Source organism: Nocardia bhagyanarayanae (genome assembly GCF_006716565.1).
Taxonomy (GTDB): Bacteria; Actinomycetota; Actinomycetes; order Mycobacteriales; family Mycobacteriaceae; genus Nocardia; species Nocardia bhagyanarayanae.
Genome location: NZ_VFPG01000001.1, coordinates 631,762 through 652,804 on the forward strand (window position 1 = coordinate 631,762; position 21,043 = coordinate 652,804).

A 21,043-nucleotide genomic window follows, 5' to 3' on the forward strand; every position below is an offset into this window, starting at 1 on the left:
TCTTCTACGGACTTCGCCTTTTCCGGCCGCTGCGCCGTGGACGACGCTTTGACGTGCCCGTATAACCAAGTGGCATAGCGCCTTCGGCAATGGCATGGCAACCGATAAGGACAAGAATCAGGAATACCCACCGATTTCGGGGTCTAAACAAGCAATAGCCCAGTAGTGTGGCAGACGGCGCAGCTGTTCTCTAGATCACATCCAGGCTCCGCACGTGTTGAGGGGGAAGGTTTTTCGGCGTGCGGGTTGTTCGTAGGGCATGAAAACCTGATGCAGATTGGAACTTCGGAAATGATTCTCCGCAAGATCACCGCGGCCGTCGTACCGCTCGTCGCCGCCGTCGCCGTCGGCGCGGGCACTGTGCACGCACAACCGGCCGCCGCCTCCGTCCCGAACATCGGGTACGAGGCGAAGCTGGTCGGCGACAAGATCATCACCACACTCACGGACGGCTCCTTCGAGCTGACCGGCAACTCGGTGGACATCAACGACTCCGCCGGAAACGCGGTCCTCACCCTGCCGCTCTCGGTTCGGCAGGACGGACTGGAATTCCCGCTGCCGCACGAGATCCGCGACGGCGGCCGGGTGCTGGAGCTGACGGCGGTCAAGAACGTCGCGCAGGCGCGTCCGGCGCAGGCGATCCCCGTCGCCTCCCCGGTGGAGGACCAGCGGGCGATGGACGCGTTCATCTCCCAGTTCGGAATCGCCACCGCCGTCGGCGGTTTCATCGGCACCGCGCTCGGCGCTCTCATCGGCCTCACCGGCATCGTCGCCGGTCCCGGCGTGATCGCCAGCGTGATCGCGGGTGCCGCGGTCGGCGGCATCATCGGCACCATCGTGGTGGGCGGTCCGACACTGCTGGTCGCCGGTATCGACCTGATCAGCACCTTGGCCGCCCAGCCGGGCACCACCAAGTGGGCGGAGTAGGCCGGACGCCCGGCTGAGCCACCCTTTCCGGACGCGGCGCGCACCGACGACCCCTCGAGTCGGTGCGCGCCGCTCTTCGTTCAGCCGCGACTTTCGCAGAGGCTGCATCGACGCGCTCGTCGAGGCCGGACGATCTCCGCCCAGCCGCCGCCGCTTTCGTCGCCGGGCGATACGCGGCTCAACGAGCGTGGCACCCCGCGGCCACCGGCACACCCGCGAACCGGTCGGTGAGATAGTCCATCGCCCCGAACGCCTCGACCACCGCTGTCGGATTGTGGCCGGGCAGCATCGAATGCCTGAAGGTGATGTCCGCGCCGAGCGCGCAGTAGCGGTCGAGCAGCGCGGTGAAGCCCGCGACGGGAATCACGTCGTCGGTGGTGCTGTGGTAGAGGTAGGCCGGTACCCGCGGCGCGCTCGCGCCCAGCTCCTGCGCGTCCGTCGCCGCGCGGAACGCCGGGTGCGCCAGGAGGTCCGGCTCGATCGCGAAGTCGTCGACGCGCGTGCCGCTGTACTTCAGCACCAGGTCCGACCCGCAGGCCGATCCGTCCTCGGCCAGCATCGCGTGCCCGCGTTCGTTGAGCAGCTCCGCGACGCCGAACTCCGGGTGGTCGCGGGCGATCGCGAGCACGATCAGCAACGCCAGCCCGGCCTGCACACCGCCGTCCACGCCGCGGGCGATGGCGGGCCAGTCGGCGGGAACGCCGCCGGAGGTGATGCCGGCGAACCGGACGTCCGGTGCGTAGTCCGGTTGCAGCTGCGCGGCCCACAGCGTGGCGAAGGCGCCACCCGAGTACCCGTACGCGCCGATCGGACTCGCGGGTCCGACGCCGCCGGCGCCGAACGCCCTTGCCGCCCGGATACCGTCGAGCACACCGCGCCCGGAATTCACGCCGTCCAGGAAGCGCGACCCCGGTCCCTCGTAGTCACTGACCACAACCGCCCAGCCGCGGCGCAGCGCGTCCGCGATGAAAGGCGTGTCGATATAGGTGGTCACGCCGCTCAGTTCCCATCCGCCGCGCAACGCGTAGGAGGGCGCGCAGTGGCTGCCGAGACTGTCCTCGGGCACCTGATAGGACAGCAGCGGCCGCTCGCCCTGGCCCCACCACGGCAGGATCGGCGCCAGCACCGTGGCCATACCGGGGATGGGCCCGCCGCCCGCGTCGTTCGTCCGGTACTGCACCTGCCAGGCCGAAATCGGCAGCGGCAGACCGAGCGGCGCGATCGGCCGGGAGCGGGTGACGGCGCCCGCGGGGTACTCGGCGAGATCGGCGGGCGCGGCATAGAACGGATCGGCGTCGGGCCGCGGTATCGCCGCGCTCGGAGCGGCATGCGCGAGCAGACTGAGCGACACCATCGCGGCGACCGCGAACCCCCTCAGAAGCGCACCGAAAGCCAGAACCGACAGGCCGTTCTTCGTCCTCATCTCGAGCTCCAGAGTTCACCGAGGCGCACTCGACCTCGCCTCGAGTCACTCGACGGTACTGCCGTAGCGGCCGCCCGGCAACCTCCGCGGCACGCCTGGTTACAGTGGTGCGAAAGTGCTTTCGGCGCAACCGAATCGCCACCCCACGAGGCCCGGCGACGCGGTCATCGAGAAGGAGAGCTGACCATGCGGTACGGCAACGGACTGGACATTCCCGAGGGGCTCGCCGACGTGTGCGGTCCGGACCGGATGGCGGTGATCGTCTACGACATGCAGGTGGGCGTGCTGTCACAGCTGCCGGACGGCCCGGAAATCATCCAGCGGGTGGTGCCCGTGGTGGAAGCGGCGCGGCGTGGCGGTTACCCGGTGATCTTCTTGCGGCACTTCTTCCTCCCGCACCGGCTCAGCGGCAAGTTCGCGCTGCGAATGGCGATGAGCTGGCAGGGGGTCGACTCGGTCGACGAGCTGAAATCCATTCTCCAGCGCGACACCCCGCCCTTCGAGCTGGTGCCGGAGCTGCGGCCGCGGCCCGACGAGGTCGTCTTCGACAAGACCTCGATGTCGGCCTTCGAGGGCACACCGCTGGCGAGCACGCTGCGGGACCTCGGCATCGGGGCGTACGCCATCATGGGCGTCGCGATGGAGATAGGCATCGCGCCGACCGTCACCCACTCCACCGATCTCGGCTTCGTCCCGGTGGTGATCAGCGACGCGTGCGGCGGCCGCGATCAGGACGCGATCGCGCGCGCCTACGCGGATTTCGAGTTCCAGGGGCACGCGATCGTGACGGATTCCGCGACCATCATGCCGCTGCTCGCGGGCGAGAAGGACTGAACCCGCCCCGTCGTCCCGGCGCGCGCCGGGACGACGGGGATCGGTCAGCCTTCCTTTCGGATGGCCTTTTTCGCGGCGTCCTGGGCCGTGTCGACGTGGCCCGCGAACTTGCCCCCGGTCTTCTCGTCGACGAGGTCGCCCGCCTTGTCGATCACCGTGTCGACCTTGTCCGCGTTCTGCTCGGCCAGGTCCATCGCCTTGGCGGCGAGGTTCTTGAAGTCCACTGTGCACTCCCCGTTCTCGAGTCGAAACAACCGCGGACTCACGATACCCAGCCCTCGCCCAACCGGCCTGGCAAACATCTAGCGATCGCTGTCACAGCGCGGGCGTCAGCCGGATTCGCCGACCCAGCCCGGATGCCAGAGCCGTCCCGTCTCCGTCCAATTCATGAAGCGCACGGTGCCCGCGATCTTCGGCGAGACCCACACCGCTTCCTTGCGCTCTTCGGCGGTCAGTGGATTGTCGAACGGACTGGTCTTGCGTTCCAGTTTGCGCAGCCGCTCTGCCATGTCCCGCATGCCGGCGTCGTCGAAACCGGTACCGACCCGGCCCACATAGATCAGCCGGTCCTGGTACGGAATGCCGACGAGCAGCGACTTGAACTCGCGCGCCTCGCTGCGCCGCCAGCCGCCGACCACCACCCGCTGGGTGCGCCAGTTGCGCTGCTTGACCCACGAATGTCCGCGCTTGCCAGGCAGATATACCGAATCCTTGCGCTTGGCGACGACGCCTTCCATCCCCTGCTCCTGGCTGTAGCGCAGGGCGGTGGCCCCGGGTCCGTCCAGCCGGGGCGGCACGCGCATCGACGGCGCGTTCGCGGCCAACGCCTCGAGCACCCGCCGACGGTCCGAATAGCGTTTGCGGATCAGCGAGGTGCCGTCCAGATACAGCACATCGAACGCGACGAAGACGGCGCGAGCCGCATCCGCTTGCAGCAGGCCCAGGTTCGCGACGCCGTGATCGTCGAAGACCACGGCCTCGCCGTCCAGCACGACCCGGTGTCCGTCCAGCTCCTTGGCCAGCACGCCGATGCCCGGGTATCGGGAGGTCACCACATTTCCCGCGCGGCTGCGCAAAGTCACCGCGCCGGAATCGATCTCGGCGATGAGCCGGAAGCCGTCCCATTTCGTCTCGAAGCACCATTCGACGTCGTCCAACTCGGCGACGTCGCCGGAGATCGCGAGCATCGGCGCGAGACCACACGGAAAGGGCGCGGAACGGCTTGCCGGTGCTGATTTCTCGTCCGGTGCGGCCTCGACGTGCGGCGCGACCTCTTCGACCGGCTCAGCCGCGGCTTCCGGCTCGCCGTCGGATCCGTTGGACGCCGCTCGCCCGCGAACCGAATCCCGGTGCTCCTCATCGCCCTCCGCGCTCTGCTGCTGATCGCGCATGAGATGCATCAGCCACTGATTGCCGTTGGTCTGGATGAGCGCGTAGCGGCCGGTCAGCCGCTCACCGTGGAAGCGGACGATCACCTCGTCGTCGCGCCACTTCTCGGTCTCGTAGGTGCCGGTATCCCAGATGGTCATCTCCCCCGCGCCGTACTCCCCCTTCGGGATCTCGCCGTGGAAGTGCAAGTACTCCAGCGGATGATCCTCGGTGTGCACCGCAAGGCGGTTCTGCCGCGACGACGTCGGTGGACCCTTCGGCACCGCCCAGGACACCAGCACGCCGTCGCGTTCGAGCCGGACGTCCCAGTGCAATCTGCGCGCGTGGTGCTCCTGCACCACGAACCGGTCACCGGTGCCAGGGGCGGGCGGCGCGGACGGCACCGGCTCCGGTGTGCGCGCCGGATCGCGCATCGAGCGGTACTTGCTCAGCGCATCGGCGCCGCCTTGGGAATCCGGCGGGTCCAGCTCGGCGAGCAGATCGCCGTCGTCTCGCCAGCGGGCGAGCACCTCCTCGAAACGCAAGTGCCGCAGCTTCTTCCGATTCTCGATCTCGGCCCAGGTGCGCGGCGCCGCGGCATTGGGCTCGGTGCGGCCGCGCATCGAATAGGGGGCGATGGTGGTCTTGGCCGGGTTGTTCTGGCTCCAGTCCAGGAAAACCTTGCCGCGCCGAACGGATTTGGCCATCGTCGCCGTGACCAGTTCCGGGTGCAGCTTCTCCAGATTGGTGGCCACCTGTTTGGCCACCGTCGACGCGCCGCCGGGGCTCAGCACCCGGTCCAGCGGGACGTACAGGTGAATACCCTTGCTGCCGCTGGTGACCGGGAACGCGTGCAGACCGATCCCCTCGACCATCTCCCGTACGGCGAGCGCGACCGTCGCGCATTCCGGCAGACCGACGCCAGGTCCCGGATCGAGATCGAAGACGATACGGGTGGCCGGGCCCATCTCGTCGCCGTCGAAACGCCATTGCGGCACATGGACTTCCAGCGAAGCCTGCTGCCCGATCCAGGCCAGGCCCGCCTCGGAGTCGATCAACGGATAGGCGACCCGCCGATCGGAGTGCGCGAGCGTGCGGCGCTCGATCCATGACGGCGCGTGTTCGGCCAGGTTCTTCTCGAAGAAGGAGGGTTCGTCGACCCCGTTGGGCCAGCGCTTCCTGGTCACCGGGCGCCCGGCGATATGCGGCAGCATCGCCGGGGCGATGGCCGCGTAGTAGGCGATCACCTCGCCTTTGGTGGTCCCGGTCGCCGGATACAGCACCTTGTCGAGGTTGCTGAGTTCGACCTCGATACTCGGTCGGCCAGGACCACCACCGAATGCACGGCGGCGCACCATGACTCGATAGTACGGCCGGGGACCGACAGGTGGGCGGTCCCCGGCCGCGCGTCCTCAGGGCTTGGGCGTCGGACCCGGACCCGGCTGGCCGGGCTGCCCTGGCTGGCCGGGGTGTTCGGGCGGAACCACCTTCTTGGCGGCCTCCTTGCCCTTCTCGATCTTGTCCGTGTACTTCCCGTGCGTCTTCTGGTCGATGAAGTCACCGGCCTTGTCGACCGCCTGGTTGATCTTGTCGGCGTTCTTGGCCGCCGCGTCCTTTCCCTTACCGACCAGGCCTTTCAAAGTGTCCGCCAGACTCATCGCCGTCGTTCCTTTCCTGTCGCCAATCGGGATGTCGGAGGTACCGACAGGTCAACCTACATTTTCCCACCACGAATCGCGGGGAGGGAGCGCATGCGGCAACACGCGCTGTCCCGGCATCGGCACCGCGACCGCGGTGCCCGCCTGCTGCGCCGCGTCGACCATCCGGTGCACCGGTTCCGACCATCCGTGGAAGGCCAGATTGAACGTCGCCCAGTGGATCGGCACGAGCAGGCCGTGGCCCGGATCGCCGACGCACAGGTCGGCGTGCGCGCGCACCGCCTCTTCGGGGTTCATGTGCACGTCGGTCCAGCGCTCGTCGTACGCGCCGATGGGGAGCAGCGTCAGATCGAAGGGCCCGAGCGCCGCGCCCGCCTCGGCGAACGCCTTGGTGTAGCCGGTGTCGCCGCCGAAGTAGACCCGCCGGGTCGGGCCGACGATGGACCAGGACGCCCACAGCGTGGTGTTCCTGACCAGTCCGCGGCCGGAGAAATGCCTGGCCTCGGTGCAGGTGAGCACCAGGTCGGTGCCGTCCCGTTCGCGGCCGAGGGCGGCGAGGGAAACCGAACCGCCCCAATCCAATTCGACGATGCGGTGCTCGGGAACGCCCCAGTGCCGCAGGTGCGCGCCGATGCCCATCGGCACCAGGAACGGCGTGGACTGACCGACCACCAGCGCCCGGATGGTCTCCTTGTCGAGGTGGTCGTAGTGATCGTGGGAGATGATCACCGCGTCCACCTGCGGCAGTTCCTCGAGCGGCACCGGAACCGGATGCAGCCGCGCGGGCCCGATCAGCGGGGAAGGCGAAACCCGTTCGCTCCATACGGGATCGGTGAGAATCCGGTACCCGTCCACCTCGATCAGCGCCGACGCGTGGCCGTACCAGGTCACCGCCAGATCGGCGGCCTCGGCGGGCGATTGCGGCTTCTGCAGCGGAACCACCCCGCGCGGGCGGCCGATATTGCGCTTGGTGAACGCCGAATACAGCAGGGAGGGAACCGAACCCGCGACGATCTGGGTGCTCGGCTCGGTGTTGTGGAATTGGCGACCACGGTAGCTCACCGACCCGGCCGCGTACGGCTGGATGGCCGACATCGAGGCGCCGATCGACGACGGTATGTCCCACGCGGCCCGCACCACCCAGGTGAGCCCGACCGCGCCCGCCGCGTAACCGAGCAGTCGTTTGATCCGCATCATCGCCCCACGAACTTCGCCGGGCGCTTCTCTTGCCGTGCCATACGCCCCTCCTGAGCATCCGCGCTGGTCCAAGCGGCCTCCAGGGCGGCGCGCTGTTGCGCGGACTCCGGATCGCGGGTGCCGTCGTCGTTGAACACCAATTTCAGGTGCCGCAGCGAAAGCGGCGCCAGATCCGCGATCGATTTGGCCCACGCCTGCGCGTCGGCCAGGGTGCCGATCTTGTTGGCGAAACCGAACGAGTAGCAGTCTTCGGCCTGAATCGGTTCGGCGCCAAAGAGAATCGTGCGCGCCGGGCCGCCGCCGATCAGCGAGACCAGCCGTCGCACGGTCCAGCGGTCGACGGTGATGCCGAGCTTGGCGGCCGGGATGGCGATGTAGGCCTCCGGCGAGATGACCCGCAGGTCCGAGGCGAGCGCGAGTTGCACGCCCGCACCGAGCGCGCCGCCGTTGATGGCGGAGATGATCGGCACCGGCGCCGACTCGATGGTGTGCAGCATGTCGAGCAGGCCGGAGAGGAAATCGTCGGAGTAGACGCCGGACAGATCGGCGCCCGCGCTGAAGATCGGGCCGCGCCCGGTCAGCACGATCACCCGTGCCCCATCGGCGACGGCGGCTAGGACGGCCTCGCGTAGCCGGGTCACGAGTTCGCTGTTGAGCGCGTTGCGTCGCTCCTCGCGTTGTAATTCGATGGTGACGACATCACCATCTCGGCTAACACCGAGCATGCATCCTCCCCAACTGAACGTGTCGTTTGGTTACTCTCACTCTGCCACAGGCGACGGCGGGAGACCCCGAAGGCGATACGATCGGCGGCTGTGCCGACCGACTTCGACATCCTGGTGATCGGCGCTGGTCAAGCGGGGCTGTCGGCCGGCTACCACCTGCGCCGCCTCGGGTTGCGCCCCGAACGTGACTTTCTCATCGTCGACCACGCGCCGGGGCCCGGCGGCGCCTGGCAGTTCCGCTGGCCCTCGCTGACATTGACCACCGTCAACCGGGTACACGACCTGCCCGGCATGTCGTTCGCCGAGACCTTGCCGCCCGGCTCGGAGAGCGCGCCCGCCGCCACCGCCGTCCCGCACTATTACGAGCTGTACGAGAAGCGCTTCGATCTTCGGGTGCGCAGGCAGGTGTCGGTCGAGGTGGTCTGCGACCGCACCGAGGACGGGCAGCGCTGCGACGGGCGCGGCACCGTGCTCAACGCGGAGACCGACAGCGCGGGCACGCTCCGGGTGCGCGGGCTGATCAACGGCACCGGAACCTGGGAGCGGCCGTTCATCCCGCGCTACCGCGGTCAGGAGAGCTTCGCGGGACGCCAGCTGCACACCCGCGACTATCGGACCGCCGAGGAGTTCGCCGGGAAGCACGTCGTGATCGTCGGCGGCGGCATCTCCGCGGTGCAGTTGCTCGACGAGATCTCGAAGGTCACCGCGACCACCTGGGTCACGCGGACCGAACCGGTGTTCCGCGACGCGGAGTTCACCGACGAGGCGGGCCGGGCCGCGGTGGCGATGGTGGAGGACCGTGTGCGCAACGGTCTTCCGCCCGGCTCGGTGGTCTCGGTGACCGGACTGCGCTGGGACGATCGCCTGCGCGCCGCCGACGCGCGCGGCGTGCTGCGCAGGCGGCCGATGTTCGACCACATCGAACCCGACGGCGTGCGCTGGGCGGACGGCACTTTCCAGCGGGCCGATGTCATCCTGTGGGCCACCGGTTTTCGCAGCGCGCTGGACCATCTCGCCCCGCTGCGGCTGCGCGGGCCCGGCGGCGGGATCACCATGGCCGGGCGGCTCGCGACGCAGGTCGCCGTCGATCCACGCATCCACCTGATCGGCTACGGCCCGTCGGCGAGCACCATCGGCGCGAACCGCGCGGGCCGCGCCGCCGCCGTCGAGCTGACGGAGTACCTGAACATCGGCGATCGCCGCTGAGCCGCGATTCGGCCACCGGCGCTGACCCGACCAGGAACCGGCTTCAGCGTTCCGCGCCGAGCCCCGGCTCGAAGACCGGGACCGCGCCCCGACCCGGCGACCGGCAGCGCCCGCGAGTTCAGAGACCGGCCGTGAACGTGTCCGGGTTCGGACCGATACGACCGCCGCGGTCGAGGGCGTTGATCGCGTCCATCTGCTCGGGTGTGAGCTCGAAGCCGAACACATCGAAATTGGCGGCGATCCGGGACGGCGTGACCGACTTCGGGATGACGATATTGCCGAGCTGCAGGTGCCACCGGATGATCACCTGGGCGGGCATCCGGTCGAGTTCCTCGGCGATCGCGGTGATGGTCCGGTCCTCGAGCATGGTGCCCTGGCCGAGCGGGCTCCACGCCTCCGTGGCGATCGCGTTCGCGGCGTGGAATTCGCGCAGCTCGCGCTGGGCGAGGCCGGGGTGCAGCTCGATCTGGTTGACGGCCGGGATCTCGCCGGTCTCCTCGATCACCCGGCGGAGGTTCGCCACGGTGAAATTGGACACGCCGATCGACCGGACCCGGCCCTGTCGCTTGAGCTCCTGGAAGGCGCGGAAGGTGTCGACGAACTTGTCGGCGATGGCCACCGGCCAGTGGATCAGGTACAGATCCAGGTAGTCGAGGCCGAGCTTGTCCATGCTCACGTCGAAGGCGCGCAGCGTGGCGTCGTAGCCCTGGTCGGAGTTCCACAGCTTGGTGGTGACGTAGACCTCGTCGCGCGGCAGCCCGAACGCGCGGATGGCCTGCCCAAGGCCCTCCTCGTTGCCGTAGATCGCGGCGGTATCGATGCTGCGGTAGCCCGCCTCGAGCGCGGCGGTGACGACGTCGAACACATCCTCGGGCGGCACTTGGAACACGCCGAATCCGAGTTGCGGGATGACGTTGCCGTCGTTCAGCACGATCGACGGCACGGCGGAGGTCTCGCTTCGGAAGCTCACCCGATCGACCGTAGAAGTGCGCGGGCGAACCGTCAACGACGCTTACGCGCGTGTTGGCACCCGCCAAAACGCGCGAACCAGCCATTTCGCTCGACGACGCGTCCCCGCGCTCGGTCTTGCGCGGTCCGGAAGGACGGTTCAGTGGCCCGCCGGAAGGCCGAGCCTGCGGTAGCGCTGGTGCCGTGCGCGTTCGAGATCGTGCAGGGGCAGGTCACGCAGGCGGCTCAGTTCTTCGCCGATGGCGGCGACCATGCGGCGGGCGAAGTCGACGGGTTCGTCGGCGGCGTCGGGGCGTTCCGGAACGATGCGGTCGACAATGCCGTCGGCGAGCAACGCGGGGGCGCTGATGCGTTGGGCGGCGGCGAGTTCCGGCGCGTGTTCGGTGTCGCGGAAGACGATCGCGCTGGCGCCTTCCGGGGGCAGCGGGGCCAGCCAGCCGTGCGTGGCGGCCAGGACGCGGTCGGCGGGCAGCAGCGCGAGCGCGCCGCCGCCGGTGCCCTGGCCGAGCAGCACCGAGACGGTCGGGGTGTCCAAGGTCACCAAATCGGAGATGCAGCGGGCGATCTCCGGGGCGAGACCGCGCTCCTCGGCCTCCTTGGACAGCGCCGCGCCGACGGTGTCGATCACCAGCACCAGCGGCAACCGCAACTCCTCGGCCAACGCCATGCTGCGCCGCGCCTCGCGCAACGCGGCCGGTCCCATCGTCTCGCCGAGGCGTCCGGCGCGATCGTGCCCGAAGACCACGCACGGCTGTCCGCGGAACCTGGCCAGCGCGTGCACCACGCTGCGATCGGTCTCGCCCTGACCGGTGCCGCTGAGCGGAACCCGTTGCGTGACATGGCGCAGCAGATCGCGGAGGCCGGGCCGGTCGGGGCGGCGCGAGGCGAGCACCGATCGCCAGGCGGCGTCCGGATCGGCGCCGGTGGCGACCGATTCGGTTCGGCCGCTCGAACTCTCGCGGGAGACGACGCCGGGTTCGGAGGCGGGCAGCACTGTGCCGGGCCGCTCGATCGTCGATTTCGGTCCCGCCTGCCGAGGACCGGTCCCGATCGCGTCGTCCGCCCGTACTTCTCCGCTGAGCACGCTCAGTGCGCGATGGGCGATCCTGCGGAAGACGTGCACCGGCACCACGCCGTCGATGACACCCCGGTGGTACAGGTTCTCCGCGACCTGCACGCCCTCCGGAAAATCCTTGTCGTACAACGCCTTGTAGACGCGCGGACCGAGGAATCCGATCAGCGCGCCAGGCTGGGCGAAGGTCATGTGGCCGAGCGAACCCCACGACGCGAACACACCACCCATGGTGGGGTCGCGCAGGTACACGAGGTAGGGGTGTCCGACGGCTTTGTGCACGGCGATCGCGCCGGCGATCTTCACCATCTGCACGAAGGCGACGGTGCCCTCCTGCATGCGGGTGCCGCCGGAGGTCGGGGACGCGACGAGGGGAAGCCCGAGCTCGGTCGCGCGCTCGACGGCGGCGACGATGCGTTCGGCCGCCGCGACGCCGATCGAGCCCGCGAGAAACCCGAACTCGCAAGCGACAACGGCCACCCGGCGACCGCGCAACAGTCCTTCACCGGTGAGCACCGACTCGTCGGTGCCCGCCGCGACCGTCGCCTTGCGCAGATCCTCGCGATAACGCGGAGAAGCGGCCACCTCGAGCGGTGGCCGGTCCCAGCTGACGAAGGACTCCGCGTCGAGCAATTGCCCGAGCCACTCACGCGCCGAAATCCGCATCGCGCGAGCATATCGGCACGATCGGACGGCACAGCCGCCCGCTGCGGAACGGTCGGTGACGAGACAGCCGCGGCGAACCGCGGCCGCCCCCGTGATCAGTACCCCTGCATGACCTTGCGCAAGGCGTATTCGGTGAGCGAGACCAGCGCCTGCTTGGCGGGCTCGCGCCGACGCGCGTCGATGGACAGGATCGGCACATCCGCGGGCACCGCCAGTGCCTGACGGATGTCCTCGATCGGGTAACGCGGTGCGTCGTCGAATTCGTTGAGCGCCACCAGGAACGGCAGGTTGCGCGCCTCGAAGTAGTCGACGGCCGCGAAGCTGTCCTCCAGCCTGCGGGTGTCGACGAGAACCACGGCGCCGATGGCGCCGCGGATCAGGTCGTCCCACATGAACCAGAACCGGTACTGGCCCGGCGTACCGAACAGATACAGCACCAGATCGTCCGCGAGGCTGATCCGGCCGAAGTCCATGGCCACCGTGGTGGTGGACTTCATCGGAATGCCGGTCAGATTATCGATTCCGGTACTGGCATTGGTCACCAATGCCTCGGTACGCAGCGGAACGATCTCCGAGACAGCACCGACCAACGTGGTCTTGCCGACACCGAAGCCGCCAGCGACCACGATCTTCGCCGACGTGGGCTTGCTGGTGCGGGTATCGACCTGCGCCGTCGAATCAAATACGCCGGAGTCCACTGAGAACCCTTTCGATCAGCTCGCGACGTTCATCGTCGCTGGAATCGTCTTTCAAAGTCGCGGAAACGCGCACATGACCGGCCTCGATCAGGTCGGCAACGAGTACCCGTGCCACACCTATCGGAATTCCCAGTCGAGCCGCTACTTCGGCAACGGACGGCGATTCTCTGCACAACTCCACGATTGACGTTTCGATGTTGGTCAGTTCGAACTGCCGCTCCAGGGCGACCGGATGCGATGCGACGAGCGCCTCCAACGCCAACTCGACCGTGGGCCTGGTACGGCCCGCGGTCAACGAGTATGGGCGAACGAGGCTCGGCTCGGCGCTCCCCACGCGGTGATCTTCTATGTCCATCCCACCATCAGGAACCCATCGTGACGCGTGGCGTGGCCTGCACAGTCTGGCCAACACGCTCGACCAACAGAGCCATCTCGTATCCGACCTGTCCGATGTCGCAGGACGTGTTGGTCAGTACCGCGAGATAGGAGCCGTCGCCCACCGCCATCAGCAGTAGGTATCCGTGCTCCATCTCGACGACCGACTGCAGCACCGTACCGCCCTCGAACAGGTTCGAGACGCCGACGGAGAGGCTGGCAAGGCCGGCGGTGACCGCCGAGAGCTGTTCAGCGCGGTCGACGGGCAGCTGGGCACTCGCGGCCATGAGTAGGCCGTCAGCCGAGACCAGGACGGCATGAGCTACGCCAGGAACCTCGTTGGCGAAGTTCGAAACCAGCCAATCCAGCTGACGGTTCGTACCACCTAGATCGGGGTTCATCGGTCTCCTTTGTCTCCGGTTAGGTTCATTTCTCTCATCGCACGGCCATCCCGGACGCCCTGCTGGTGACGGCTCAAGCTGGACCTGATCGATTCCGGATCTCGGCGCGGCGCCCGATCCGCGGAGCCGCTGACGGCGCCGGGGACCAGCCTCCCGCCCGGATTGCGTTGAGGCAAGCCCGCGGCGGTTTTTGTTTCGGCTTGCGCCTCGCTGGCCCGGCGTGCGGCCTGCCAACCCTCGTCGCCCGGCGACTCGAAGGAGGCCGCGACCTGGGACCGATCCGGGTTCGGATCGGCCAGCCATGCCGACATCATCTCGGCGAAGATCGGGCTGTCCATCGGCGACCCGGACTCGACCGCGGGCTGCAGGCGGGTCTGGAAGAACGAGGCCGTCTTCGACGGGTTGGATTTGTAGCTGTGCTTGCCGGGGTCGCGGCCGCCCGTAGGCGTGCTCGACTCGGCTTCCTTCTTGTCCGAGCCGGTCGCGGCTGGCTGCACGGTCCGTTCCCGTTGCGGCAGGCCGACTCCCGGCGGTACCTCGCGCTGCGGCATCACCGTCGCGCCGGGATCGCGCTGCGGCAGACCGCCGGGCGACGGCGCGGCCGACGGACGCTGCGGCAGACCGCTCGGCGCCTCGCGCTGCGGCAGGCCGGTCGACGCGGCAGGCCGCTGCGGCAGGCCACCGGGCGCCTGCTCCCGGCGCGGAGCGCCGCTGGCGCCCGGTTCGCGCAAGGGCAGTCCGTTGCCGGTCTGCGGACGCTGGGATAGGCGATTCGCGGCGGGATCGCGCTGCGGCAGACCACCGGAGGCGAAATCGCGCTGCGGCAGACCACCGGACTCACGCTGCGGCAAACCACCCGACGCGGACTCACGCTGCGGCAGACCACCGGCAGCCGAATCACGCTGCGGCAAACCACCCGACGCGGACTCACGCTGCGGCAGACCACCGGCAGCCGAATCACGCTGCGGCAAACCACCCGACGCGGACTCACGCTGCGATAGACCGGCGAACGGATCGCGCTGCGGCCGACCAGTGGCCGAATCGCGTGCGGGCGCACCGTTCGCACCGGGCTCCCGCTGCGGCAGGCCGCTCGGCGCCGCGTCGCGCTGCGACAGACCGTTCGCGGCGCCCTCGCGCTGCGGCAGGCCCGAAGACTGACGCGGCGGCATCCCGTTGGCGCCGGGCTGGCGCTGCGGCAGACCGCCCGCGGCCTGATCGCGCTGCGGCAGACCACCCGATGCCGACTCACGCTGCGGCAGACCACCGGAAGCGGCATCCCGCCCCGGCGGCTTGAGGGCAGCGGAATCACGCGGCGCCAGGCTCGAAGCGGCATCCCGTGCGGGCGCGCCGTTCGTGCCGGGCTGGCGCTGCGGCAGACCCGTCGCGCTCGGCTTCGGCACACCGTTGGTGCCCGGCTGACGCTGCGGGAGATCGCCCGAGTTCGACGGCTCACGCTGCGGCAGCGACCCGCTGCCGGTGTTCGCACCGGTGCCGGTCGGCGGGGTGGGCGGCCGCTGCGGGCCGCCCGGGCCTAGGTTGCGCTTGGGCAGGCTCGCCGCGGCTAGCTTGCCGCGCTGCGGACCGCTCGGCGGCGTCTGGCCGGGCTGCGGGCGCAGGGTCGGACTCGACTGGGCCGAGTCCTGGCGCAATCCGGTCGCCATCGAGTTGCCCGGCTGCCGCTGCGGAAGTCCGCCTTGGGCGTCGCCGTTCGGCTCGGCGGACTTGGCGACCGGGATCGGGCCGCTCACGCCGGGATCGACGGTGACCATCATGTTGCCGCCGGGCGTGCGGGTGATCGAACGCATCTGCATCGACTGCGACGACTGGCGCTGCGGCGCGGCGGGCGACGGGGTGGGCGTCACGGGCTGCGCGTCCGAGATCGGTCCACCGGCGACGATCAGACCCACCGGCACGTGCACGGTCACGGTCACGCCGGGATCGCGTGCGGTGTCGAAGGTCGGGCGCAGTCGCACGGTCAGGCCGTGGCGCTCGGCCAGGCGGCCGACCACGAACAGACCCATGTGGCGCGCGGTATCGGGGCCCGGCTCGGCGGTCTGCTCGAGCTTCCTGTTGATCTCGGCCATCTCCGAGGGCGGCATACCGATGCCGCGGTCGGCGACCTCGATGAGCATGCCCTGGTCGTGCGCCTGCGCGAAGGTGAACTTCACGTCCGTCTCGGGCGGCGAGGCGCGCAGCGCGTTGTCCAAGAGCTCGGCGAACAGGTGCGCGAGGTCGGAGGCGGCCGGTTCCTTCAGCGAGCCGCGCGGCGTGGCGCCGAGCTTGACTCGCTCGTAGTCCTCGACCTCGGAGATCGCGGCACGCAGCACGTCGGCGATCTCGACGGGCGCGGACTTGGCGCGGCGCTGTTTGGTGCCGGCCAGAATCAGCAGGTTGTCGCCGTTACGGCGCATACGAGCGGCGAGATGGTCCAGCCGGAAGAGGTTCTCCAACAGGCGGGGGTCCTTCTCGTCGTACTCCATCGCCTCGATGAGGCTGAGCTGATGGTCGACCAGCGACTTGGAGCGCCTGGCCAGGGTCTCGAACATATCGTTCACCTGGCGACGCATCTGCGCCTGGTCGCTCGCGAGGCGCAGCGCCTGGCCGTGGATGTCGTCGACGGCGCGCGCCAGCTGGCCGATTTCCTCGGTGCTTCGCACCGGCATCGGCTCCAGCGGCACGTCTTCCGGCTTGGCGCCGTTACGCAGCTGGGCGACCTCGTGCGGCAGGTCGCTCTCGGCGACGCGCAGCGCGGCGAGGCGAAGGCGGTGCAGCGGCACGATCATCGAGCGCGCGACGAACACCGCGAGCAGCAGCGCCGCGAGGATGGTCGCGATGACGATCGCGGTGTAACTCCACGCGTCCCGGTTGGCCGTGGCGGCCAGCGAGTCCATCGCGCTGTCGATGTCCTTGGTCGCCTTGGCGACGACGAGCTCGTAGACGTCGACGCTGCCGGTCAGCGAGTTCTTCAGCTCACCGATCGGGATCTTGCCCGCCTGCGCCTCGGGGCTGTTCAGCAGCGAGACGCGGTTGTCGATGCCCGCGCGCAGATCCGCGATCGAGGCGTCGCCGTCGGGGAACCGGTGCGCGAGCACGTTGAGCAGCTGCCGCTCGGAGTTCGCCGCGATCAGGAAGGACTGGATGCCCGACTCGGTGCTGTGCAGCACGTCGTTGAACGCGGCCAGCTCGCTGACCAGGGTGGCTCGGGTGTTGAGCGAGTCGACCAGGCGCAGCTTCGCGGCGTCCAGCGCCGGGTCGGACACCTGCGAGACCGTGCTCTCCACGATGCTCACGCTGTCGTTGCGGATCCGGTCGATCCCGCCGAGCGCCTCCGCCGGGTCGGCGGCGGCCTTGCCCCTGGACAGGATCGCCTTGGCCTCGGTGATCATGTTCTGCAGCGCGGACTCGGCCTTCGGCTGACCGGACAGGTTGCTCACCGCGCTCTGCGCGGCGGCGATCGCCTTGTCGAGGTCGCTGAGGTTCTGGTCGGTCACCACGCTCTGGCCTGGCAACAGCGAGACCATCTGCGAACCCGCGACCGTGGCCGCGTTCGCACTCAAGCCGGTGACGGCCGGGATCGCCTCGATGTTCTCGGCGACCCCTTCCAAGCGGTTCGCCTCGGTGAACTCCGAGGTAATCCTCGACACGCCGAGCCCCACCGCGACCGCCAGCGGCACGGCCAGAACCGCCGTAACCTTCCAGCGCAGGTCCCAATTGCCGAGCGCCCAGCGCTTCTTGCCGGACCTAGCGGCGTCACGCATCTCCCACTCACTTTCCAAACTGGCCCCATCCACGCGCCATCAGCGAACCTCCACAATCGCATGCTGGCTCGACGGGTGGAGCTGGCCGAGAACTGCGGCTGGCCGAGAAATTGCGTCTACGACGGCCCAAATAAGTGACATCAGATTCTAACGGATCAATAACAGCTTGGGTGACATCGAGTATAGCTACGGGCCTTGACCTGCCCGTTCCAGGCAAAACCAGAGGTCGCGGCACCCACCCGGGCGTCGCGTGAAGTCTGCCACAATCATGCAGATCTATCGAGGCGGGCATCGAGGCAAGCTAGGGAGTCACGGGTTTGAGCACAGCATCACAGGGTGATTCGGCGGGGGGCGGTGGCCGGGGACACGCGAAGCGGGACTACCGACCGGTCTATCAGACCAGCCTTGTCGATCCCGCCGAGTTCTGGGCCGAAGCCGCCGAAGCGATCGACTGGGAGGTGCCCCCCGGCCAGATCGTCGACACCACCGCCCGCCCCGTGGCCAGGTGGTTTCCCGATGCGAGCCTCAATACCTCCTTCAATGCCCTCGACCGCCATGTGCGCGGCGGCGCCGCGGACGAGGGAGGTCTGGCCGATCAGCCCGCCCTAATATACGACTCCGCTATGACCGGTGCCAAGGTCGTTTTCAGCTACGCGGAACTACTCGACGAGGTGGCGACCTTCGCCGGCGCGATGACCAGGCTCGGCGTCCGCAAGGGCGATCGTGTGGTCATCTACCTGCCGATGATCCCGGAAGCCGTGATCGCGATGCTCGCCTGCGCGCGGATCGGCGCGGTGCACTCGGTGGTGTTCGGCGGCTTCGCCGCGCCGGAGCTCGCCGCGCGCATCGATGACGCCCAACCTGTGCTCATCATCACCGCCTCCGGCGGCATCGAGCCGGGCCGCAAGATCGAATACCCGCCGATCGTCCTGCAAGCGCTCGACATCGCGAAGACCACCGCGCCCCGGCACGTGATCGTCAAGCAGCGCCCCGACCAGTTCACCCCCATCACCTTCGCCGCGCCCCAGGCCGCGACCGAGACGCTGCCGAGCTCGGCGGCGACCGTCGTGGCGCAATGGCTGGACTGGGAAGACGCCGTGCGCGACGCGGAGCCCGCGGATCCGGTGCCGGTGGCGGCCACCGATCCGCTCTACATCCTGTACACCTCAGGCACCACCGGGAAACCGAAGGGAGTGGTACGCGACAACGGCGGTCACGCGGTCGCGCTGGCCTGGTCGATGCGCAACATCTACGACGTCGGCCCCGGCCAGGTGATGTGGGCGGCGTCCGACGTCGGCTGGGTGGTCGGCCACTCCTACATCGTCTACGCGCCGCTGCTCGTCGGCGCGACAACGCTGCTCTACGAGGGCAAGCCGATCGGCACCCCCGACGCGGGCGCCTTCTGGCGGGTCATCGCGGAGCACGGCGTGCGCGTGCTGTTCACCGCGCCGACCGCGCTGCGCGCCATCCGCAAGGCCGACGCCACGGCCAAGCTGGCACGCAACTACGACCTGTCCTCGCTACGCGCGCTGTTCTGCGCGGGCGAGCGGCTCGACCCGGCCACCTACGAGTGGGCCACCGAGACCCTACTCGCCGACCGGCCCGACTGCCCGGTCGTCGACCACTGGTGGCAGACCGAGACCGGGTGGCCGATCTGCGCCAACCTGCTCGGCCTGCAAGAACTGCCGATCAAACCGGGCTCGGCCTCGGTCCCGGTGCCGGGCTACCGCCTTCGGGTGCTGGACGCCGAGGGCAACCCCGTCCCGGTGGGCACCGAGGGCAACATCGTGATCGGGCTGCCGATGCCGCCGGGCACGCTGACCGGGCTGTGGCAGGACGAGCCGCGGTTCAGCCGCTCCTACATGTCGGCCTTCCCCGGTCACTACCTGACCGGCGACTCCGGCTACTTCGACGAGGACGGCTACCTCTACGTCCTCGGCCGCAGCGACGACGTGATCAACATGGCCGGGCACCGGCTGTCCGCGGGCAGCATCGAAGCCGCGATCTCCGGGCACGAGGCGGTGGCCGAGTGCGCGGTGATCGGTCTGCCCGACGAGCTCAAGGGTCAGCGCCCGATCGCCTACGTGGTGCTCAAGGAGGGCGTCGAGGTCGACCCGGCCCGGTTGCGCGAGGAACTGGTCGAGCGGGTGCGCGAGCAGATCGGCGCGATCGCCACGCTGCACGACGCGGTGATCGTGGCCGGGCTGCCGAAGACCAGGTCGGGCAAGATCCTGCGCAAGACCATCCGGCAGATCACGGCGGGCGATCCCTACGACATGCCGTCCACCATCGAGGATCCGGCCGTGCTCGCGGCGCTGGAGGATCAGATCATCACCACGCGGGCCGACGAGGAGGCGAACGCGGCGTCGGACAACGGCGACGCGACCGTGCCGGACTCCGATCCCGTCGCGCCGTCCTGACGCACCGCGTCGTGGCGTCCTGACGCACCGCGTCGCGCCGTCCTGACGCACCGCGTCGTGACGTGATGGCGGGCGCATCGCGTCGTGCCGTCCCGGCGCAACACCCCTCAGAGCTTTCTCAGGGATCGTTCACACGCGTGCCAGCGCTTCGCAATAGCGTCGGATGCGCTTTCGCTCTATCCCTCGAAGAACTGGAGGCATTCCCGATGAACTCTTTCCGTCGCCGCACCGGTCTCGCCGCACTGGCCGCGGGCGGCATGGCCACGGTGGCCGTGCTCCTCTCTCCGGCCGTCGCGTCCGCAGACCCGACGGAACTCGTCGGTCCGCTGCTGAACTCGGACTGCACCTTCGCACAGGTCGACGCCGCCCTGCACGACCAGTCGCCGCAGCTGGCCGCGATGCTCGACGCGAACCCGGCCCAGAAGGCGGAATTGCAGCGCCGTTTCGACCAGCCGGTCGAGCAGCGCCGCGCCGAGTTCCAGCGCCTGCTCGCCGAGAACCCGGAGGCCGCGCGCGAGGCGGAGAACGATCCGCGCGCCGCCGGACTGCGCCAGACGATCGCGGCCGTCGCGGCGACCTGCCACAACTACTGATCGACTCCTGACCGACGACCGCACCCGCGACCGGCAGAATGAACGACGTGACCCCCTCGACGCCGACCGTCCTCGTTGTCGACGACGACGAGGACGTGCTCGCCTCTGTCGAACGCGGGCTGCGGCTGTCCGGTTTCCGGGTGCTGGTCGCCCGGGACGGCGCCGCGGCGCTGCGCAGCGTCGGCGAGCACGCTCCCGACGCCATCGTGCTGGACATGAACATGCCGGTGCTGGACGGCGCCGGCGTGGTGACCGCGCTGCGCGCCATGGGCAACGAAGTGCCGATCTGTGTGCTCAGCGCCCGCGCCTCGGTGGACGACCGGATCTCCGGCCTGGAATCCGGCGCCGACGACTACCTGGTGAAACCGTTCGTGCTCGCCGAGCTGGTCGCGCGCATTCGCGCGCTGCTGCGCCGTCGCACCGACACGCCCGCCCCTGCCACACCCGGCGCGATCACCGTCGGACCGCTCGAGGTCGACGTCGCCGGTTATCGCGCGCTGCTGCACGGCACCGAGATCGAGCTGACCAAGCGAGAATTCGAGCTGCTTTCCACGCTGGCGCGCAACGCGGGCGTGGTGCTTAGCCGGGAACGTCTGCTGGAACTGGTGTGGGGCTACGACTTCGCCGCCGACACCAACGTGGTCGACGTCTTCGTCGGCTACCTGCGCCGCAAGCTGGAGATCGGCGACACCCCGCGCCTGCTGCACACCATCCGCGGCGTCGGCTTCGTGCTGCGAGCGCCGAAATGAATCC

At 69.1% G+C, this 21,043-nt stretch carries 18 protein-coding genes; 6 read left to right on the plus strand and 12 right to left on the minus strand.

All coding sequences use genetic code 11. The features are described 5' to 3' along the window. Positions 1-291 precede the first annotated feature (291 nt). A complete protein-coding gene (locus FB390_RS02225; RefSeq protein ID WP_141807448.1) occupies positions 292-927 on the plus strand; it encodes a DUF8020 domain-containing protein in 636 nt (211 codons plus the stop codon). 178 nt (positions 928-1,105) lie between these two features. Here the strand turns inward: FB390_RS02225 and FB390_RS02230 are convergent, their stop codons facing one another. Continuing rightward, positions 1,106-2,350: a lipase family protein gene (locus FB390_RS02230; RefSeq protein ID WP_141807449.1), complete on the minus strand. Its 1,245-nt coding sequence runs from the start codon at positions 2,348-2,350 to the stop codon at positions 1,106-1,108. A gap of 186 nt (positions 2,351-2,536) precedes the next feature. Between FB390_RS02230 and FB390_RS02235 the strand changes: the two genes are divergently transcribed. After that, positions 2,537-3,184 (plus strand): cysteine hydrolase family protein, encoded by a 648-nt coding sequence (locus FB390_RS02235; protein WP_141807450.1) that lies wholly within the window; start codon positions 2,537-2,539, stop codon positions 3,182-3,184. 44 nt (positions 3,185-3,228) lie between these two features. Here the strand turns inward: FB390_RS02235 and FB390_RS33365 are convergent, their stop codons facing one another. From FB390_RS33365 to FB390_RS02260, 5 genes are all read right to left on the minus strand, one after another. Then, positions 3,229-3,408, minus strand: coding sequence for an antitoxin (locus FB390_RS33365; protein ID WP_246123817.1), 180 nt, complete (start codon positions 3,406-3,408; stop codon positions 3,229-3,231). Positions 3,409-3,513: 105 nt separating this feature from the next. Continuing rightward, positions 3,514-5,910, minus strand: coding sequence for an ATP-dependent DNA ligase (locus tag FB390_RS02245; RefSeq protein WP_141807451.1), 2,397 nt, complete (start codon positions 5,908-5,910; stop codon positions 3,514-3,516). A gap of 54 nt (positions 5,911-5,964) precedes the next feature. Next, positions 5,965-6,210 (minus strand): antitoxin, encoded by a 246-nt coding sequence (locus FB390_RS02250; RefSeq protein ID WP_141807452.1) that lies wholly within the window; start codon positions 6,208-6,210, stop codon positions 5,965-5,967. Between the two features lie 51 nt (positions 6,211-6,261). Further along, complete coding sequence (locus tag FB390_RS02255) at positions 6,262-7,404, minus strand: MBL fold metallo-hydrolase (RefSeq protein WP_141807453.1); 1,143 nt, start codon at positions 7,402-7,404, stop codon at positions 6,262-6,264. Beyond that, positions 7,404-8,132, minus strand: coding sequence for an enoyl-CoA hydratase (locus FB390_RS02260; protein ID WP_141807454.1), 729 nt, complete (start codon positions 8,130-8,132; stop codon positions 7,404-7,406). The genes FB390_RS02255 and FB390_RS02260 overlap by 1 nt, the downstream gene beginning before the upstream one ends. A gap of 90 nt (positions 8,133-8,222) precedes the next feature. Here FB390_RS02260 and FB390_RS02265 point away from each other — a divergent pair, with 90 nt between their 5' ends. Then, positions 8,223-9,338, plus strand: a complete 1,116-nt coding sequence (locus FB390_RS02265) for an NAD(P)-binding domain-containing protein (protein WP_141807455.1) — start codon at positions 8,223-8,225, stop codon at positions 9,336-9,338. A 118-nt stretch (positions 9,339-9,456) separates the two neighbouring features. Here the strand turns inward: FB390_RS02265 and FB390_RS02270 are convergent, their stop codons facing one another. The 6 genes from FB390_RS02270 to FB390_RS02295 all read right to left on the minus strand — a co-directional run bounded on the left by FB390_RS02270 (position 9,457) and on the right by FB390_RS02295 (position 17,277). Then, the gene (locus tag FB390_RS02270) at positions 9,457-10,308 is read right to left on the minus strand and encodes an aldo/keto reductase (RefSeq protein ID WP_141807456.1); all 852 of its coding nucleotides are present in this window, start codon (positions 10,306-10,308) and stop codon (positions 9,457-9,459) included. Between the two features lie 138 nt (positions 10,309-10,446). After that, positions 10,447-12,045 carry an acetyl-coenzyme A carboxylase carboxyl transferase subunits beta/alpha gene (locus FB390_RS02275; protein WP_141807457.1) on the minus strand — a complete coding sequence of 533 codons (1,599 nt, stop codon included), beginning with the start codon at positions 12,043-12,045 and terminating at the stop codon, positions 10,447-10,449. Positions 12,046-12,140: 95 nt separating this feature from the next. Then, positions 12,141-12,743 carry a GTP-binding protein gene (locus FB390_RS02280; protein WP_174414979.1) on the minus strand — a complete coding sequence of 201 codons (603 nt, stop codon included), beginning with the start codon at positions 12,741-12,743 and terminating at the stop codon, positions 12,141-12,143. After that, positions 12,724-13,098 carry a DUF742 domain-containing protein gene (locus FB390_RS02285; protein ID WP_067785475.1) on the minus strand — a complete coding sequence of 125 codons (375 nt, stop codon included), beginning with the start codon at positions 13,096-13,098 and terminating at the stop codon, positions 12,724-12,726. Before FB390_RS02285 ends, FB390_RS02280 begins: the two co-directional genes overlap by 20 nt. A gap of 7 nt (positions 13,099-13,105) precedes the next feature. Continuing rightward, on the minus strand, positions 13,106-13,519 hold the full coding sequence (locus FB390_RS02290) for a roadblock/LC7 domain-containing protein (RefSeq protein ID WP_011207200.1): 414 nt from the start codon (positions 13,517-13,519) through the stop codon (positions 13,106-13,108). After that, entirely contained in the window at positions 13,516-17,277 is a 3,762-nt protein-coding gene (locus tag FB390_RS02295) for a sensor histidine kinase (protein ID WP_141807458.1), read from the minus strand. The genes FB390_RS02290 and FB390_RS02295 overlap by 4 nt, the downstream gene beginning before the upstream one ends. A gap of 317 nt (positions 17,278-17,594) precedes the next feature. Between FB390_RS02295 and FB390_RS02300 the strand changes: the two genes are divergently transcribed. The 3 genes from FB390_RS02300 (at position 17,595) to FB390_RS02310 (ending at position 21,039) form a co-directional block, all read left to right on the plus strand. After that, positions 17,595-19,697: an AMP-binding protein gene (locus tag FB390_RS02300; RefSeq protein ID WP_141807459.1), complete on the plus strand. Its 2,103-nt coding sequence runs from the start codon at positions 17,595-17,597 to the stop codon at positions 19,695-19,697. A 206-nt stretch (positions 19,698-19,903) separates the two neighbouring features. After that, positions 19,904-20,290 (plus strand): hemophore-related protein, encoded by a 387-nt coding sequence (locus tag FB390_RS02305; protein ID WP_141807460.1) that lies wholly within the window; start codon positions 19,904-19,906, stop codon positions 20,288-20,290. 38 nt (positions 20,291-20,328) lie between these two features. Beyond that, positions 20,329-21,039: a response regulator transcription factor gene (locus tag FB390_RS02310; RefSeq protein WP_141807461.1), complete on the plus strand. Its 711-nt coding sequence runs from the start codon at positions 20,329-20,331 to the stop codon at positions 21,037-21,039. Positions 21,040-21,043: the final 4 nt, after the last annotated feature.

Coding starts and splice junctions, on each gene's coding strand:
- FB390_RS02225 (WP_141807448.1), top strand. CDS start 292: ATGATTCTCCGCAAGATCACCGCGGCCGTCGTACCGCTCGTCGCCGCC.
- FB390_RS02230 (WP_141807449.1), bottom strand. CDS start 2,350: ATGAGGACGAAGAACGGCCTGTCGGTTCTGGCTTTCGGTGCGCTTCTG.
- FB390_RS02235 (WP_141807450.1), top strand. CDS start 2,537: ATGCGGTACGGCAACGGACTGGACATTCCCGAGGGGCTCGCCGACGTG.
- FB390_RS02245 (WP_141807451.1), bottom strand. CDS start 5,910: ATGGTGCGCCGCCGTGCATTCGGTGGTGGTCCTGGCCGACCGAGTATC.
- FB390_RS02250 (WP_141807452.1), bottom strand. CDS start 6,210: ATGAGTCTGGCGGACACTTTGAAAGGCCTGGTCGGTAAGGGAAAGGAC.
- FB390_RS02255 (WP_141807453.1), bottom strand. CDS start 7,404: ATGCGGATCAAACGACTGCTCGGTTACGCGGCGGGCGCGGTCGGGCTC.
- FB390_RS02260 (WP_141807454.1), bottom strand. CDS start 8,132: ATGCTCGGTGTTAGCCGAGATGGTGATGTCGTCACCATCGAATTACAA.
- FB390_RS02275 (WP_141807457.1), bottom strand. CDS start 12,045: ATGCGGATTTCGGCGCGTGAGTGGCTCGGGCAATTGCTCGACGCGGAG.
- FB390_RS02285 (WP_067785475.1), bottom strand. CDS start 13,098: ATGGACATAGAAGATCACCGCGTGGGGAGCGCCGAGCCGAGCCTCGTT.
- FB390_RS02290 (WP_011207200.1), bottom strand. CDS start 13,519: ATGAACCCCGATCTAGGTGGTACGAACCGTCAGCTGGATTGGCTGGTT.
- FB390_RS02295 (WP_141807458.1), bottom strand. CDS start 17,277: ATGCGTGACGCCGCTAGGTCCGGCAAGAAGCGCTGGGCGCTCGGCAAT.
- FB390_RS02305 (WP_141807460.1), top strand. CDS start 19,904: ATGAACTCTTTCCGTCGCCGCACCGGTCTCGCCGCACTGGCCGCGGGC.
- FB390_RS02310 (WP_141807461.1), top strand. CDS start 20,329: ATGAACGACGTGACCCCCTCGACGCCGACCGTCCTCGTTGTCGACGAC.